General features: G+C 38.8%; 18 protein-coding genes. 2 read left to right on the forward strand and 16 right to left on the reverse strand.

Translation table 11 applies throughout. From position 1 onward, the window contains the following. Positions 1 to 7: 7 nt before the first annotated feature. The 5 genes from ACFSR0_RS02670 to rpsB form a co-directional block, all read right to left on the reverse strand. On the reverse strand, positions 8 to 1,234 hold the full coding sequence (locus tag ACFSR0_RS02670; RefSeq protein ID WP_379979644.1) for a peptidoglycan bridge formation glycyltransferase FemA/FemB family protein: 1,227 nt from the start codon (positions 1,232 to 1,234) through the stop codon (positions 8 to 10). Between the two features lie 313 nt (positions 1,235 to 1,547). Next, positions 1,548 to 2,105, reverse strand: a complete 558-nt coding sequence (gene frr / locus ACFSR0_RS02675) for a ribosome recycling factor (protein ID WP_379979646.1) — start codon at positions 2,103 to 2,105, stop codon at positions 1,548 to 1,550. Continuing rightward, entirely contained in the window at positions 2,087 to 2,830 is a 744-nt protein-coding gene (gene pyrH, locus ACFSR0_RS02680; RefSeq protein ID WP_379979648.1) for a UMP kinase, read from the reverse strand. Before pyrH ends, frr begins: the two co-directional genes overlap by 19 nt. Positions 2,831 to 2,977: 147 nt before the next feature. Next, a complete protein-coding gene (gene tsf, locus ACFSR0_RS02685) occupies positions 2,978 to 3,859 on the reverse strand; it encodes a translation elongation factor Ts (protein WP_379979650.1) in 882 nt (293 codons plus the stop codon). A 99-nt stretch (positions 3,860 to 3,958) separates the two neighbouring features. After that, positions 3,959 to 4,747, reverse strand: a complete 789-nt coding sequence (gene rpsB, locus ACFSR0_RS02690) for a 30S ribosomal protein S2 (protein ID WP_379979652.1) — start codon at positions 4,745 to 4,747, stop codon at positions 3,959 to 3,961. Positions 4,748 to 5,144: 397 nt separating this feature from the next. Here rpsB and ACFSR0_RS02695 point away from each other — a divergent pair, with 397 nt between their 5' ends. Further along, entirely contained in the window at positions 5,145 to 5,612 is a 468-nt protein-coding gene (locus ACFSR0_RS02695; protein WP_379979654.1) for an arginine repressor, read from the forward strand. A gap of 174 nt (positions 5,613 to 5,786) precedes the next feature. On the opposite strand, the gene tnpA is transcribed toward ACFSR0_RS02695, so the two are convergent. The 11 genes from tnpA to ACFSR0_RS02750 all read right to left on the reverse strand — a co-directional run bounded on the left by tnpA (position 5,787) and on the right by ACFSR0_RS02750 (position 14,187). Next, the gene (tnpA, locus tag ACFSR0_RS02700) at positions 5,787 to 6,242 is read right to left on the reverse strand and encodes an IS200/IS605 family transposase (RefSeq protein ID WP_379979656.1); all 456 of its coding nucleotides are present in this window, start codon (positions 6,240 to 6,242) and stop codon (positions 5,787 to 5,789) included. Positions 6,243 to 6,468: 226 nt separating this feature from the next. After that, positions 6,469 to 7,863 (reverse strand): oxaloacetate decarboxylase subunit alpha, encoded by a 1,395-nt coding sequence (locus tag ACFSR0_RS02705; RefSeq protein WP_379979658.1) that lies wholly within the window; start codon positions 7,861 to 7,863, stop codon positions 6,469 to 6,471. After that, complete coding sequence (citX, locus tag ACFSR0_RS02710) at positions 7,823 to 8,407, reverse strand: citrate lyase holo-[acyl-carrier protein] synthase (protein ID WP_379979660.1); 585 nt, start codon at positions 8,405 to 8,407, stop codon at positions 7,823 to 7,825. Before citX ends, ACFSR0_RS02705 begins: the two co-directional genes overlap by 41 nt. Further along, on the reverse strand, positions 8,400 to 9,932 hold the full coding sequence (gene citF, locus ACFSR0_RS02715; protein WP_379979662.1) for a citrate lyase subunit alpha: 1,533 nt from the start codon (positions 9,930 to 9,932) through the stop codon (positions 8,400 to 8,402). Before citF ends, citX begins: the two co-directional genes overlap by 8 nt. Positions 9,933 to 9,934: 2 nt before the next feature. After that, positions 9,935 to 10,822 carry a citrate (pro-3S)-lyase subunit beta gene (gene citE, locus ACFSR0_RS02720; RefSeq protein WP_379979664.1) on the reverse strand — a complete coding sequence of 296 codons (888 nt, stop codon included), beginning with the start codon at positions 10,820 to 10,822 and terminating at the stop codon, positions 9,935 to 9,937. Then, entirely contained in the window at positions 10,810 to 11,118 is a 309-nt protein-coding gene (citD, locus tag ACFSR0_RS02725) for a citrate lyase acyl carrier protein (protein WP_379979666.1), read from the reverse strand. The genes citE and citD overlap by 13 nt, the downstream gene beginning before the upstream one ends. Continuing rightward, a complete protein-coding gene (gene citC, locus ACFSR0_RS02730; RefSeq protein ID WP_379979668.1) occupies positions 11,109 to 12,125 on the reverse strand; it encodes a [citrate (pro-3S)-lyase] ligase in 1,017 nt (338 codons plus the stop codon). Before citC ends, citD begins: the two co-directional genes overlap by 10 nt. Before the next feature lie 12 nt (positions 12,126 to 12,137). Continuing rightward, the gene (locus ACFSR0_RS02735; protein ID WP_379979670.1) at positions 12,138 to 12,272 is read right to left on the reverse strand and encodes an OadG-related small transporter subunit; all 135 of its coding nucleotides are present in this window, start codon (positions 12,270 to 12,272) and stop codon (positions 12,138 to 12,140) included. A 19-nt stretch (positions 12,273 to 12,291) separates the two neighbouring features. Next, positions 12,292 to 13,407, reverse strand: coding sequence for a sodium ion-translocating decarboxylase subunit beta (locus tag ACFSR0_RS02740; RefSeq protein ID WP_379979672.1), 1,116 nt, complete (start codon positions 13,405 to 13,407; stop codon positions 12,292 to 12,294). A 22-nt stretch (positions 13,408 to 13,429) separates the two neighbouring features. Then, positions 13,430 to 13,825 (reverse strand): acetyl-CoA carboxylase biotin carboxyl carrier protein subunit, encoded by a 396-nt coding sequence (locus ACFSR0_RS02745; protein WP_379979674.1) that lies wholly within the window; start codon positions 13,823 to 13,825, stop codon positions 13,430 to 13,432. 2 nt (positions 13,826 to 13,827) lie between these two features. Next, positions 13,828 to 14,187 (reverse strand): hypothetical protein, encoded by a 360-nt coding sequence (locus tag ACFSR0_RS02750; RefSeq protein ID WP_379979676.1) that lies wholly within the window; start codon positions 14,185 to 14,187, stop codon positions 13,828 to 13,830. Between the two features lie 397 nt (positions 14,188 to 14,584). Between ACFSR0_RS02750 and ACFSR0_RS02755 the strand changes: the two genes are divergently transcribed. Beyond that, positions 14,585 to 15,979 carry a CitMHS family transporter gene (locus ACFSR0_RS02755; protein WP_379979678.1) on the forward strand — a complete coding sequence of 465 codons (1,395 nt, stop codon included), beginning with the start codon at positions 14,585 to 14,587 and terminating at the stop codon, positions 15,977 to 15,979. Positions 15,980 to 16,029: the final 50 nt, after the last annotated feature.

Below are 16,029 nucleotides of genomic sequence, written 5' to 3' on the forward strand. Positions count from 1 at the left end.
TTGACTGTTATTCCGTCCTACCTAACAATTTTTTTAATACTGAAGACAGTTGATATTTGAAAGGTTTTGCAACAATCGTATAGATTCCTAAATATTTGTAGGTATACCCATTAAAAGACTGCTTAAATTTTAAGACACCATCAGATCCGTCAAACACTCCTTTTACTCCGTAAAAATTGTATCTTGGTATTTGGTGTGTGACTGCATAGGACATCATCAAATGTTGAATACCATAAGGACCATAGAACTTTTTGAACATTTCATTTGTAAAACTGAAGAGATAAGTCACTTCTTGAGGTTGAATAATAAACATCGCGCCAGCTAATAAAATACTCTCTCCATTTTGTGTTATTAAATCTTTTGCTTCGTTTACTCTTTTTTGATGTTGTTGGTATTGAGCCTGAAACTCTTTTAATTGTTTTTTCTTCTTCTTATGATTTGGTTTTTCAAGAAGATCTTTTTCAAGATTATTTATGTCCACTTGTAACGAGTCCATAACGACTTGCTGTTTTTCTTGAAAATCGTTTAGATTTAATTCGGCAACCAAAAATTTTACATGTTCACCATACGCATCAAATGCCTCTTGATAATACGCCAATTCTTTGTCCTTAAAACCAATTCTATCTGCCGTCAATTGGGTATATTTTTTAAACATTGGTAACTCTTCATAAGTTAGTTCTCGATAGTGGATTCCAAATTCTCTCGTCTTGTTTAAATAATACTTGCCATCTTTATTGTAAGAAGCAATCAATTTATCTTCATCAAGACCCGTTAAATCTTTAATAAATTCATAGCTCACAATTGGTTGATGATTATCATATACGGCCCCTGCGGACACCAAATTTTCATGGGCTTGTTGGTTCAAATTGGCCAGAATATTTCCTTCATCATCAAATTTTTTTGAATGTAAGTTAGGAATAATTTTTAGTAAAATGCCCCCATTGGCACGCACATATTTTTTTAATTCACTTAAGAAGAAGCTCACTACTTTTCCATCAGAAAAATCCATAACTGGACCACCCGATATTTCAAAGAGTTTGCCAAGAAAAATATTGGTACTATTTAATAGTGCTCCAGCCACAATTTGGTCATGGTCTATTATCCCTACGTAGCTGGACTGCCATTGCCTCTTTTCAACAAGATCATGCTGATAGCTTGTTTGCATAAACATCCCAAGCGGATGGGATTGTTCAAAATCCATAAACTCTTTTTGAGTTAACTCAATAAACTTCAAAGCTTTCTCCTCACTTATTTCTATTTAGCAATTGTGTTTGTTTTCATTTTATGCTATATCACTTCGAAAATAAACTAGTAGAGCAAACTATTCAAAGAACTTTAGCTATTTTTTTAAGGAAAAGTGATCAACAATCATTTACAACTAGTTATTCGTCATTTCTTTCATGGCTAACTTTCACGGTTACAAAAAACATCCGAACGAAAAAGATAGCCTTAAAATCCAAAGGAAGTCTGCCATAGTATCATGACAATAGCGCTATTTCTTTTATCGTTCGGATGTTGGTTTCGTTAACTAGCAACAAATGAAAAAACTACACTTCTAACAATTCTTCTTCCTTTGTTGCTGCAATTTTATCCAGTTCTTTAATGCTTGCATCTGTTATTTCTTGAATCGTTTTTTCAGCTGTCCGTAAATCATCTTCTGTGATATCGCCTGCTTTTTGTTGCTTTTTATAAGCATCCATACCATCGCGACGAGCATTGCGAATCGCAATTTTTGCTGTTTCTGTTTCTTTTTTTACTTCTTTGACAAGTTCTTTCCGACGATCTTCAGTCAATTGAGGAATTACTAGGCGGATTACATTGCCGTCACTGGTTGGATTAATACCAATATCAGATGTTAAAATGGCCTTCTCAATATCTTTTAACGTTGATTTATCGAATGGCGTAATCATAAGTATTCTCGCTTCTGGGATTGTGATGGAAGCCAGTTGATTCACCGGTGTTGGTGCGCCATAATAGATAACAGAAATTCGATCAAGTAAACTTGCATTCGCTCTTCCTGCTCTGATTTGACCTAATTCACGTTGCAAACTTTCAGCGGTTTTCGTCATTTTTACTTTTACTTCATTTAAGATTTCGTCTGCCATTTTTTTTTCCCCCTTACTGTTGTACCAATATGTTCGCCTAAAACAGCGCGACGAATATTTCCAGGTTCATTTAGATTAAATACTAAAAGTGGTATGTCATTATCCATACTTAGCGAACTAGCTGTTGAATCCATCACTTGTAGCCCTTTTGCAATCACTTCAAGATGGGTTAACTCTTCAAATTTGACTGCTGCCTTATCTACTTTTGGATCTGCCGAGTAAACACCGTCAACATTGTTTTTTGCCATTAAAATAACATCTGCATTGATTTCAGCAGCACGCAATGCAGCAGTTGTGTCAGTAGAAAAATAAGGATTTCCTGTTCCACCTGCAAAAATTACTACCCGCGATTTTTCTAGATGGCGTTCTGCCCGGCGTCGAATGTAGGGCTCTGCGATTTGACGCATTTCAATTGACGTTTGCACACGAGTTGGTACACCTTCATTTTCAAGTGTATCTTGCAAGGCAAGTGCGTTCATCACAGTTGCCAACATTCCCATATAGTCTGCTTGCGCTCGTTCCATACCCATTTGGGCACCAATTTGTCCACGCCAAATATTGCCCCCACCGACAACAATCGCTAGCTCAACGCCTAATTCATGAACCTCTTTTAACTCTTTTACGATATCCTTAATAGTTGGCGGATTGATACCAAATCCTTTTTCTCCTGCTAATGCTTCGCCACTTAGTTTTAATACTACTCGATGATACTTTGGTTTCACCATGCCTAATTCCTCCGTATGAATGCTAACTTTATTCTACCATATAGTTTTTTAACTCGTCCTATTTGAAGCAAATTTTTTAAAAAAAGGCGATTTCTTAAAAAAAAGGGAGCGCATTTCCATGCGTTCCCTTCTGTTTTGAGAACAGAATTATTTTTTCACTTGACTCATAACTTCTTCTACAAAGTTATCTTCGCGTTTTTCGATTCCTTCGCCGACTTCAAAACGGACAAATGATTTCACAGTTGCACCTTTGTCTGCTAAATATTTTGCAACAGTCACATCTGGGTCTTTTACAAATGGTTGATCCACTAATGCGATTTCTGCTTTAAATTTATTTAGACGTCCAACAACCATTTTTTCAACGATATTGGCTGGTTTGCCTTCATTCAACGCTTGTTCAGTTAAAACTTCTTTTTCATGATCAAGTTCTTCTTGAGGAATTTGTGCTTCGTTAACATAACGAGGATTGATTGCTGCAACATGCATAGCAACATCTTTCGCTAATGCTTCGTCAGTTGAACCTTCAATAACCGTCAATACTGCAATTCGTCCACCCATATGTAGGTAGCCACCAAACGCTGCATTGTCATCTTTTTCAACAACTTCGAAACGACGGAAGCTAATTTTTTCTCCAATAACTTGCGTTGCTTCAATAAGGTCAGATTCAATTGTTCCTTTGGCTGTTTTTAGATTCATTGCTGCATCTAAATCTGCAGGTTTGTTTTCTGCAACTAATTCAGCGATTTCTTTTACTAGTTCTTGGAACTTTTCATTTTTTGAAACAAAGTCTGTTTCTGAATTGATTTCAACGATGGAAGCAACATTTCCTTTAACAGCAACGGAAGCTAATCCTTCTGCTGCAATTCGGTCATTTTTCTTTGCTGCCTTGGCCATTCCTTTTTCACGAAGTAAATCAACTGCTTTTTCAATACTTCCTTCTACTTCAACTAGTGCACGTTTGGCATCCATCATACCGACACCTGTCATGTCACGTAATTCTTTTACTAATTTTGCTGTTACTTGAGCCATCTTTCGTCTTCCTCCTAAATGTCATTCGTTCTTTTTAAAAAAGAGCTGTTTCAAAGGAGCAACAGGCTTACGCCTAGCCTTTGAAACAGCTCCAATGAATTATTCTGCTGATTCGTTATCGCCTTCAACTACGTCTACGATTTCTTCGATTGAAGTTGCTTCGCCTTCTGGTTCTACGACAAAATCTTCCTCAACCACTTGGTCTTCACCTTGATTGCCTTCAATAAATGCATCTGCCATTTTTGCAGTGATTAATTTCACGGCACGAATAGCATCGTCATTTGATGGAATAACAACATCGATTTCATCAGGATCACAGTTCGTATCAACCATCGCTACGATTGGGATGTTCAATTTTTGAGCTTCTTGAACAGCAATACGTTCTTTACGAGGATCGACAATATACATTACATCTGGAATACGAGGCATATCAGCGATACCACCTAAGAATTTTTCTAAGCGTTCGCGTTCTTTTTTGATGCCGACAACTTCTTTTTTAGGTAGAACTTCAAAAGTGCCGTCTTCTTCCATTTTATTGATTTGTTTTAAGCGAGAAACACGTTTTTGAATTGTTTCCCAGTTTGTTAAAGTACCGCCTAACCAACGATGATTTACATAATATTGACCAGAACGGATAGCTTCATCCTTAATTGCTTCTTGGGCTTGTTTTTTTGTTCCTACAAAAAGTGCAATTCCGCCATCTTCTGCGACTGCTTTCATGTAGTCATAAGCCGCATCTACTAATTTCACTGTCTTTTGTAAGTCAATGATGTAAATGCCATTTCTTTCAGTGAAGATGTATTTCTTCATTTTTGGATTCCAGCGGCGTGTTTGATGTCCAAAATGTACGCCGGCTTCTAGTAATTGTTTCATAGAGATTACTGCCATTTTTTTTCCTCCAATTGGTTTTGTTTTCCTCTCTTATTCCATGTCTCCTCAAAGAACTGAATATCAGCACCACTTTTCGGACAGAATAAGATGTGGATTTATGCGATATGATAGGCTTTTGCTTAACATACCTTTAATAGCATACAGTAGCAATAAAAGAATGTCAATAACTTCGCATCCTCAATCACAACTAATTGAATTTTACCTGATTTTCAGACAAATAACAAGCGATTACTGCCACGATTGACCTTGATAACTGACCAAAAATGAAACAAAGCAACCATCGCAAGTCCAGTACTTTTTTTACTTTTTGTAGACTGCCAGCTCTTCTTTATCTGTTCAATTCTCTTTATTTTTGATATGATAAGAATGAATTTTTATGCAAGGGAGAACAATTATGCGAAAATCGGAACGTCATCAAATTATTAAAAAAATCATTCTCGATTCAACGATTCAAACCCAGGAAGAATTGTTAACAGAATTAAAAAAACAAGGTGTTACCGCCACACAAGCAACTATTTCCCGTGATATTCGGGATTTAAAAATTGTAAAAAAAGCGGATAAAACTGGTCAAGTTCGCTTTGAACTATTTAAGGAGACTACTCCGACCGAAGAACAAACAGATCATAACGAGTTATTTCGACAAATCAACGAATTTGTAAAAAAAGTGGATACTGCCCAGTTTTTAACAATCGTTCATACTTTGCCCAATAATGCTCAACTACTAGCCGCAAGTTTGGATGATTATCCGCTCTCCGGCAAGGTAGCAACGATTGCGGGATTTGATACAATTTTGATTATTACAAAATCAAATGAAGATGCGGAAGCAATTGCGAATTTCTTTAAAACACAATTATTTTTATAAGAAAATTGAACAGCATTGCGCAGTAAATCATAACCACCCTTCAAAAGGGTGGTTTGCTCTGAGGCTATAAGCCTCTGCTACTAGCCAGCGTCTCAAGGCGCTGGCTTTCACCTTGTTCAAGCCACATTGGTTTTGTCACTTTTGCTATCTCTAAAGAGACAACTCTATCACTTCTTAACCCTTAAAAGGGTCTTCATATTCTCGAACACTTAACTTATCTAGTGCTATATCATGGTTTTCCTGTTCTTGAATATATTTTTTGATGGTCGCTTCATTAAGACCAACTGTACTCGCATAGTATCCTTCCGACCAAAAATGACGATTGCCAAATTTGTATTTTAAGTTTGCATGCTTGTCAAACATCATCAACGCGCTCTTTCCTTTCAGATACCCCATAAAACTTGACACACTTATTTTTGGTGGAATACTTAAAAGTAAATGTACATGGTCCGGCATTATGTGACCTTCAATTATTTCGACTCCCTTATAGCTACATAACTGCTTAATCATTTCTTGAAGACTTGCGCGGTATTGATTATAGATAATTTTTCTTCTATACTTTGGAGTGAATACGATATGGTATTTGCACATCCACTTCGTATGGGCTAAGCTATTTGTTTTATTAGCCAACACTATCTCTTCCTTTCGTTAACAATATGGCCTGAACAACTATATTTTAACGCTTAAGAAGAGATTTTTTTGTATAACTTTTTATCTTCCACCCGCATAGCAGGTGGTTTTTTGTTTCGCACGCGTTGCGAGCTCAACCGAGTCTAAAGACAATAATAAAAAGCAATTCAGGACGCTGACACCAGCCAACGTCCTGAATTGTTTTTTCGTTAAATTGAATTGAATTTTATGAAAAATCAATGGTTACACTGACTTCTTGGACCGGCACATCATAGAATGGGTCTTCTCTGCGACCAAGGAAATCGCGACCTTGTTTCGGAAACATTGCGTACAACAAAACGTCCTCTTCTGTTTTGGCGTAGGTGTCAATTTCTTTTCGCAATACAGCTAGTTCAGGTTTCAATAAATCAGCAGGACGACAAGTAATGACTGGATCGTTGCCAATAATTTTTTCCCGAATTTCATCTGAAATAGGTGCAGGGGATTGACCATATTGGCCACGAACGTAATCTTTGATTTCATTTGGGATTAACTTGTAACGTTCCCCTGAAATAACATTCATTAAAGCCTGAGTACCAACCATTTGTGATAATGGTGTAACCAATGGAGGAAAGCCTAAATCTGCTCGAACTCTAGGGACCTCTGCCAAGACTTCTTCATATTTATCTTGCAAGCCTTGTTCGGTTAATTGGCTAAGCAAATTGGACAACATGCCTCCAGGAACTTGATAAATAAGGGTTTTTGGTTCAATATCTTTTACTTTAGGATTTAGTATTCCTTCATTTCGGAAGCGGTCACGAATTGGATTAAAATATTCCGCAACTTGGCTAAGTTTCGTTAAATCTAAACCGGTATCAAATCCCAAGCCCTCCAACGCAATCGAAACGGATTCCGTGGCAGGTTGACTGGTCCCACCAGCAAATGAAGAAATAGCCGTATCAATAATATCCGCTCCAGCTTCTGCTACTTTAAGGTAGGTCATTTCTGAAATACCACTGGTTGCGTGGGTATGCACTTCAAGCGGCAATGAGACCGCATCTTTTATGCGACTCACTAATTCGTAGCCAGTCTCAGGAGTCAAAACGCCTGCCATATCTTTAATACAAATAGAGTCCGCACCAGTGTGTTCCATTTCTTTGGCAAGTTGCACAAAATAATCAACCGTATGAATGGCACTCGTTGTATAGGAAATGGCCGTTTGACAATGGCCTCCAGCTTCTTTCGCAGCAGTAATCGCGGTTTGCAAATTCCGTGTATCATTTAATGCATCGAATACACGAATGATATCAATCCCATTTTTGACTGATTTTTCGACAAATTCCCGCACAACATCGTCTGCATAGTGGCGATAGCCTAGTAAATTTTGACCACGTAATAACATTTGGAGTTTGGTATTTTTGACTTCTTTACGGATACTACGAAGACGTTCCCATGGATCTTCATTTAGAAAACGAACACAGGAGTCAAATGTTGCCCCTCCCCACATTTCTAATGAATGGAAGCCTACTTCATCCAACGTGTGAATGATTGGCAACATATCAGCCGTTGGCATCCGTGTTGCAATCAGGCTTTGTTGCCCATCACGAAGTACGGTTTCCATAAAGCGAATTTGTTTTTTCATCGTTGCACTCCTTTCCATTTTGAATTATTTGAATGATTTTTGCTTGCATTTCTTGGATAGAATGCACACGGGCACGACCACATTCTTTGGCATCTTTTTGACAGATCAAGCATGAACGGCTAGGCAAGCCTAGGTCGTTGCGACTAAGCGTAGCAATCGACCCGTTGTTTGCTAACCAATGAACATCCAAATCCACCAAACGGCCAAGTGGCTGTGTTTCTTCAATAGCAACCATTTTTTGTTTCAGCACCATCGGATCAAGCGAGCAATGAAAATAATATTCGGGACCAGTTTTTAAATTGGAAAAAAGACACTCTTGACTGGCAATTTGACTGAACTGCTGTTTGATTTGCTGAACAATTGTTAAAAAGACTTGCTCGATAATCGGTGATTGCTTCACTGGACCAGGGATATTCATCGTTGCACAAAGCAATGTGCCCTTTGTCTGACTCAGCATTTGTTCCTGGCGAGCGACTCGCTGTTCACGAGCAGCAAGCATTTCCCTCAGTGAAACAGACACTCCTTGAAACGGATCGTTACACATTCCGTACCACATCAATCAGGCTGCCATCACGGTATTCAATGACTGCGACAACCTTATCGCCATATTGGATGGCATCAGGTGTTCCAACAATGCCATACGCTTTTTCTTGTAATTCTTTAATGGTAAATTGCGGAATATCTATATTTTTGAAGTGTTCAATTAAATCTTGTCTTAATGGGTTGATGGCAACCCCAATCTCCGTTACAACCACATCCACACTGTTACCAGGTGTGACAACTGTATTGACATGTTCAACAAATGTCGGGATTCTTCCACGAACAAGTGGCGAAATCACCAAACTCATTTTGCATGCCATACTTGTATCTGAGTGACCACCGGAAGCGCCACGAATCACACCATCTGATCCAGTGATGACGTTCACATTAAAATCTGTATCTACTTCTAATGCCGACAAGATTGCTGTATCTAGTTGATTGATGACTGCACCTTTACTAAACGGAGAAGCATACATATTGGCATCAATTTCGTAATGATTGGCATTTTCACCTAACGAAACAGCAGAAGGATGATCAAAATCTTGGACATCAATAATTTTTTCAACAAGTCCTTCTTGCAATAACTCGACCATCGCATTGGTAATACCACCCAAAGCGAAGCGTGCTTTAATGTTATCTTTCAACATTTGTTCCCGCATAAAGCGAGTCACTGCCAAAGCTGCACCACCAGTCCCTGTTTGGAAAGAAAATCCTTCTTTATAATAAGGAGAATTCGTAATGACCTTTGAGGCGTACTCAGCAATAATCAATTCTTTGGGATTCTTCGTAAAACGAGTGGCTCCCTTGGCAATCCCCGCTGGATCACCAATCGCATCAACGACTACCACATAATCCACATCTGTTTGAGGAATACTGATTGGTGTATTAGGATACGGAACCAAAGTATCGGTAATAATCACCACTTGATCTGCATATTTGGCATCAATCATGGCATAACCTAGTGATCCACAAGTAGCTTTTCCTTTTGTCCCATTCGCATTGCCGTATGCATCAGAGCTAGGTGCACCTAAGAACGCAACATCGATATGGACATCACCGGCTGCAATTGCTCGCGCACGGCCTCCATGAGAACGAATCACAACTGGATTTTCCATGATCCCTGCGGAAATGGCTGCCCCAACTTTATCGCGTAGACCGGATGAAGTAATATTTGTCACAACACCGTTCTTGATATGATCAATCAATGGTTCATGAACATTGGCAATCGAACTAGGAGCGATTGAAATATTTTTAATGCCCATTTTGGCGATTTCATCCAGAACCATATTCATCACAAAATCACCTTCACGAAAATGATGGTGAAATGAAATCGTCATGCCATCTTGTAACCCTGTTTTTTCAATAGCTTCACGAATGGATCCTACTAATTTTTCATCTCGAGGTTTCACCGGTTTAATCACACGGCTTGCTTCTTGGTAATCGGAAATATGAGCAAGTTCCCCTTCATAAATACCAAATTGATCAGCATATTCTTTGGGAATATCGCGACCTACTTTATTCATCACCATGATTAAATTTCCTCCTCCGTAATCATCTTCGCTGCAATTGCTAGTGCAATCACTCGTTGTGCACGTTCAACGATTGGTTTATCAACCATCTTTCCATTTACTGAAATAACGCCAGATCCTTTTTCTTCTGCTTCACGAATACCCCAGATGACTTCTTTGGCATTTTGAATTTCTTTCTCTGTTGGACGATAAATGGCGTTAACCAATGGAATTTGACGAGGGTTAATCACTGACTTGCCATCAAACCCTAATTGTTTGATACGGGTTACTTCATTTTGGAAACCTTCCACGTTATCCACATCGGAATAAACAGTGTCAATAGCCGCAATGCCTGCCGCTCTTGCTGCATGAAGAATCATGCTACGCGCGAAGAACAATTCTTGTCCGTCTGGAAAACGGCGCGTCTTCATGTTTGTCACATAATCTTCTGCCCCTAGCGCAATTCCGATCAATCGATCAGAGGACGTGGCAATCTCTCTCGCATTTAAAACGCCTTCTGCTGATTCAATTGCTGCCATCATTTTTGTCGTTCCTAATTCGATACCATTTTCTTGTTCAACTCGGGTAATCACTTGATCCACATCAATAATGTCTTGAGCTGTTTCTGTTTTGGGTAACCGGATGACATTGGCACCAGCAAGCACCATTGCTTCCACATCTTGTTCTCCGCCAGCATCGAGCGCATTGATGCGGACAACCGTTTCCACTTTGCCGTAATCAAACGTGCGTAACGCAAAATGCACCAACAGCCGTGCCGAATCTTTTTCCTTAAGCGAAACGGCATCCTCAAGGTCAAACATAATCGAATCCGCTCCATACAAAGCAGCATCTCTTAACATAGCAGCATTTGCACCAGGTACAAACATCATCGTTCTTCTTAAGCGTTCCATGAGTCGATTTCCCTCCAATCAAATTGTTCCTGCTCAGCGGCACGGTAAACAGCCGTAATCGTACGTGCTTGAATGGCACAATCCAAAGCACCTTTATCAATTGCAGTAATTTTTGCGGCTGTAATATCTAAATGGTTCAACTTTTGTTCAATCACTCGCCGTATTTGACGACCAAATTGTTTTTCAACACTGCTTTCAAGTGCAATATCAATGGTATTTGTATCCGTTGGTTCAACAGTTATCATGATGTCGCTAGACTCAACTGTTCCAGCAACAGCAGTTTTTCTTATTTCCACACTAATTCACCTCTATAATTATAATTCTTTTCTAAATACTCATAACTGGATTGTGGTAAAAGTTGTTTCAATAATACTTGGTTGTTTTCTTTTAATGCTTGACGAACTTTTGTTGCACTGACAATCTCACCTTTGATTGTCAACCTAGAAAAGACATACAATTCTATTTCTCCGGCGAACACTTCCTTCATCGCTTGATTGTAGACCTCAGTTACTTTTGAATACGGTTCTTCTCCAACAAAGCGTTTTGTAATGCCTAGAACGGGAGCAATTTTTTCTTTAAATAAGGTTGCATCAACCCGCGCCTGAATTTTTGCCAATTCCAAGGGTGCCTGATCTTTTAAAAAATAGGTTGGAAATGTTAAGGAGGAAACAAGATAATTTTCAGTGGGCACCACTGTGACATTCGCAAATTCGGCTACACCCGCTCGAACCATCGCTAGCCGATCAGCAAAGGAAAAAGTAGACTGATTCTCTGATAAAACAAAAACGTACACTTGCTCACTCAATTTAGCAGCTTGCTCTACTAAAAACAGATGCCCTTTTGTAAAGGGATTCGCATTCATCACAATCGCACTTGCTTCACGCGATTGTCTTTGTTCACTTAACCATTGGAGGTAAGTTGCAAAATTAGGTGTGCCAATCTCCATGAATAAAACAGCATCCGTCATGAGAATTTCGCTGAAACCCAAAGAATGGAAAATAGCACCATTCTCCGGTTTCGTATAGACAAAGGTATGATTGATTCCTTTTGCTTGCAATTCATTAAGAAGATGGACAACGATTTTTGTCAATAAGTTTTCCGATTGGTAGCGACTGCAGACGACGAGACATTTTAAAATAGTGCCTTGGTAAGAACCTGTAGCAACCAAAGTGTCATTCAAAAATATTCCAACGGTATAGTCCACATCTTCATCTGGGTACAGCTTTGCCTGAACAAGCAAGGTACGCCAGGCATCCCTCATTTTGACATCTCGCTTAATCCAGATTCTTCTTAATTCAAACAAACGAAACCCTCCTTACTTTTTAGGTGGAAATAGCTTAGCTAGTACTTTTGAAGCTAAATAAATTAGGAAAAGAACAAAAAATACGCCGCCCCAGCCCATAATCAATAATTCAAAAGATTGTTTTAAATCTGCTATATTTATATTCATCATATGTTCCTTTCTTCACTCAGACTAGAAGTGCCAATAATAAACCGCCCGCAATAACTGATGCAATCTGACCAGAAACATTGGCTCCAGCTGCATGCATAAGAATAAAGTTTTGAGGGTCTTCTTCGGTTGCCATTTTTTGGATTACCCGGCTAGACATTGGAAAGGCAGAGATTCCTGCAGCGCCAATCATCGGATTGATTTTTTCTTTTCTAAATAGGTTCAAGAATTTTGCGAACAATACGCCGCCAATAGAGTCCATTACAAAGGCCACCAGACCCAAGGCAATCACAATCAATGTATCGACTTTTAAAAATTCTGCGTATTGCATTTTTACAGAAACGGTTAATCCTAACAGAATACTGATGATATTAACTAATTCATTTTGAGCAGATAATGATAGGCGATCCAACACACCACATTCACGTAATAAGTTCCCAAACATCAAGAAGCCAACTAATGGCAAGGAAACTGGCGCAATCAGTCCTGCTACAACGGTGATGACAATTGGAAATAAAATTTTTGCCGTTTGCGAAACTTCACCCGCACGGTAAGTCATGCGAATTTGGCGTTCCTTTTTCGTTGTCACTGCTTTAATCGCAACTGGTTGGATAATCGGCACAAGGGCCATGTAAGAATATGCCGCAACCATGATGGCTCCCAAATACTTCGAATGAAGCGTATTGGCTACGAAAATTGACGTAGGACCATCTGCTGCACCGATAATCCCAATTGAAGCGGCATCGTTCATATCAAATCCTAAAACAATGGCTAAAATAATCGTAAAGAAAATCCCAAATTGCGCAGCCGCACCAAACATTAATAAAAATGGATTTTGTAGTAATGGGCCAAAATCAATCATTGCCCCGATCCCAATAAATAAGAGCAATGGGAATAATTCCGTGGATATTCCTGCATCAAACAACACTTGAAATGGGCCAACTTCTCCTCCCGCACTCAAAACACCTGTGTTGGGAAAGTTTACCAATATTGTCCCTAATCCCATGGGTACCAATAAGGTTGGTTCATATTCTTTTTTGATCCCGAGATACATTAATACGCACCCGATCACCATCATAACAATTCGTCCTGGTTCTTGACCCAGTCCAATTACACCTTGTAATAAAGTTTCCACTCAATTCACTTCCTTCACTGATTTATTTAATTGTAATTAAGGCATCCCCAGGGTTAACGACTTCCCCTTGAGCAACATGAATACCAGTAATTGTTCCTGCTTTGTTGGCAACCACTTCATTTTCCATTTTCATTGCTTCTAAAATCATCAGTGGTTGATTTTCTGCTACTGTGTCACCAACTTGAACCAACACTTTTAAAATTGTTCCCGGCATAGGTGCTGTTAATGCATCTGCTCCGGCTGGTTCAGAAGATGTTGATTGCGCTGCTACCACTTCCTCCGATTTAGGTGTTTCTTCCTTTGGTGCAGGCGCTGCAACAGGTTGCACAGCAGGTATCGGTTGTGGTACACCACCAATCTCTTCCATCTCTACTAAATATTCTTTGCCATCAATTGAAATTTTGAACTTTCTTAACATCGTTATCCTCCATTCTTACTTTTCATTCTTTTTTTTGAAATACTCCGAACAATTTGTTGTCCATTGGTCGAGTCACTTGCCACAAGTGCCGCCGCAATCAGTGACACCGTCTTCACTTCTTCGTTTCGTTGTAGAATTCGTTTGATTACAAATTGACTTTTGGGACGATCATTCGCCGCAATACTTGTGGCTATGACAGATACCAAAGGATAATCAGCTGAATCAACCTCAACAAATTCTGGAAGCTGTTGCCATTCATTTTCACCCTGTATCAACGAATGTTCCACAACGACGCTATCGTTATTGAAATCGTTTTCTATATTTTGAGTTTTTTTCCTAAATAATGAATGAAACCATCCCATGTTGATTCTCCTTTCTTCTTGTTCACTACACTTCTATTATAATTTCATGCATCAATTTTTATAGTGAAAACGTTGATATTAATTGGTTTTTTAGTGTTTTTTTCTTTTGGAGTTACAGAAAAAGCAACGTGAACTACCATCAAATCAACATTCTATCGCAATTAAGATTTTATTAATATTTCGTTAAGTATCTGATAAGAAATGTCGTTTTAATTGTTCTTTTTTTGTTTTTTTATCCGCTTTCATATTCTATTTTGTGATTTATTTCTTTATTCTTAAGATGTAAAAAAGAGACAGGTTTTACTTGTTATAGAACAAAGGATGCATCCAAACTATTTTTTAAGCAATTCTCTGTCACCGCTTACAAAAAAGAAGGATTTACGAAAGGATGGACAAAATGTTATTAACGATTCTTGCTTACGCAATGATTATCGTCTTCATGTACGTCATCATGAAGAAAAAGCTCTCTCCATTTACTGCATTGGTAATTGTTCCCCTGTTTTTCACATTAATTGCGATTTTTACAGGTGTGGCTAGCCCACCAGTTGGCGCAGATGGTAACGTTCCAGATGTTAACTTAGGAAACTTTGTCTTAGACGGCATCGCAACGACATCAAAAACAGGGATTATGCTCCTTTTTGCTATTCTTTATTTCTCAATTATGCTTGATGCTGGATTATTTGATCCCATCACCCGCAAAATGATTCACTTTGCTAAAGGTGACCCAATGAAGGTCCTAATGGCAACTGCCGTTGTAGCTGCAGCAGTGTCTCTAAATGGAGACGGAACAACGACCACCTTAATTTGTATTTCTGCTTTCCTACCTATTTATAAAAAATTGAATATGAACATTATGAACCTAGGTGTTCTAATTATCTTGCAAAATACAATTATGAATCTATTGCCTTGGGGGGGACCAACAGCGCGTGCAATGGCTGTTTTAAATGTCGGTGCAGACATCCTCTCTTACTTATTACCAGGAATGATTATTTCCGTTTTGTATGTAATCTTCTTTGTTGCTTATCGCATGGGGAAAAAGGAACGGGAACGTTTAGGCATTAGTCATTTAACCGATGAAGAAATTGATGCAATGACAACCGTTACTGACCCAGAATTACTTGATATTCGTCGACCAAAGAATTTTGCATTCAATGGAATCTTAACGTTGGTTTTAATTGCTTGGTTAGTCTTAAGCTCATTTGTTGAACAATTAGGCTTACCTGCTTGGGTAGAAATGCCACCTTTATTCTTATTCTTAATCGGTACATGTATTGCATTGATGGTCAACTATCCAAAACTAAAAGATCAATCATCTCGTATTGGCGCAAATGGTGGCGATGCAGTTCAAGTTGTTATCCTTGTCTTTGCTGCCGGAGTTTTCATGGGACTATTCCAAGGTTCAGGGATGGCCGAAGCCTTAGCAAACAGCTTTGTTGATTTGATTCCAAAACAATTAGCTGGTGCTTGGGGATTAGTTATTGCTTTAATCTCTGCTCCAGGAACTTTCTTTATCTCAAACGATGGTTTCTACTTCGGCGTCTTACCAGTCTTGGCCGAAGCAGGTCGTTCTTATGGATTTGACAATATGTCAATGGCATTGGCTTCTCTAATGGGACAAGCATTCCACTTATTAAGCCCACTAGTTGCTTTCATTTATCTTCTATTAAGATTAACAGGATTAGACATGGGACAATGGCAAAAAGAATCCGCAAAATATGCTTTAGGAATCTTTGTCATCTTTGTTGTTACCATTATCCTATTAGGCCATATGCCACTTTACATTCCACAATAAAGCTTCTTGTTCAAAGAGCGTCGCGAAGCACATTCCCGACGTTCTTTGAT

This window comes from Enterococcus camelliae (assembly GCF_042685105.1).
GTDB classification, from domain to species: domain Bacteria; phylum Bacillota; class Bacilli; order Lactobacillales; family Enterococcaceae; genus Enterococcus_G; species Enterococcus_G camelliae.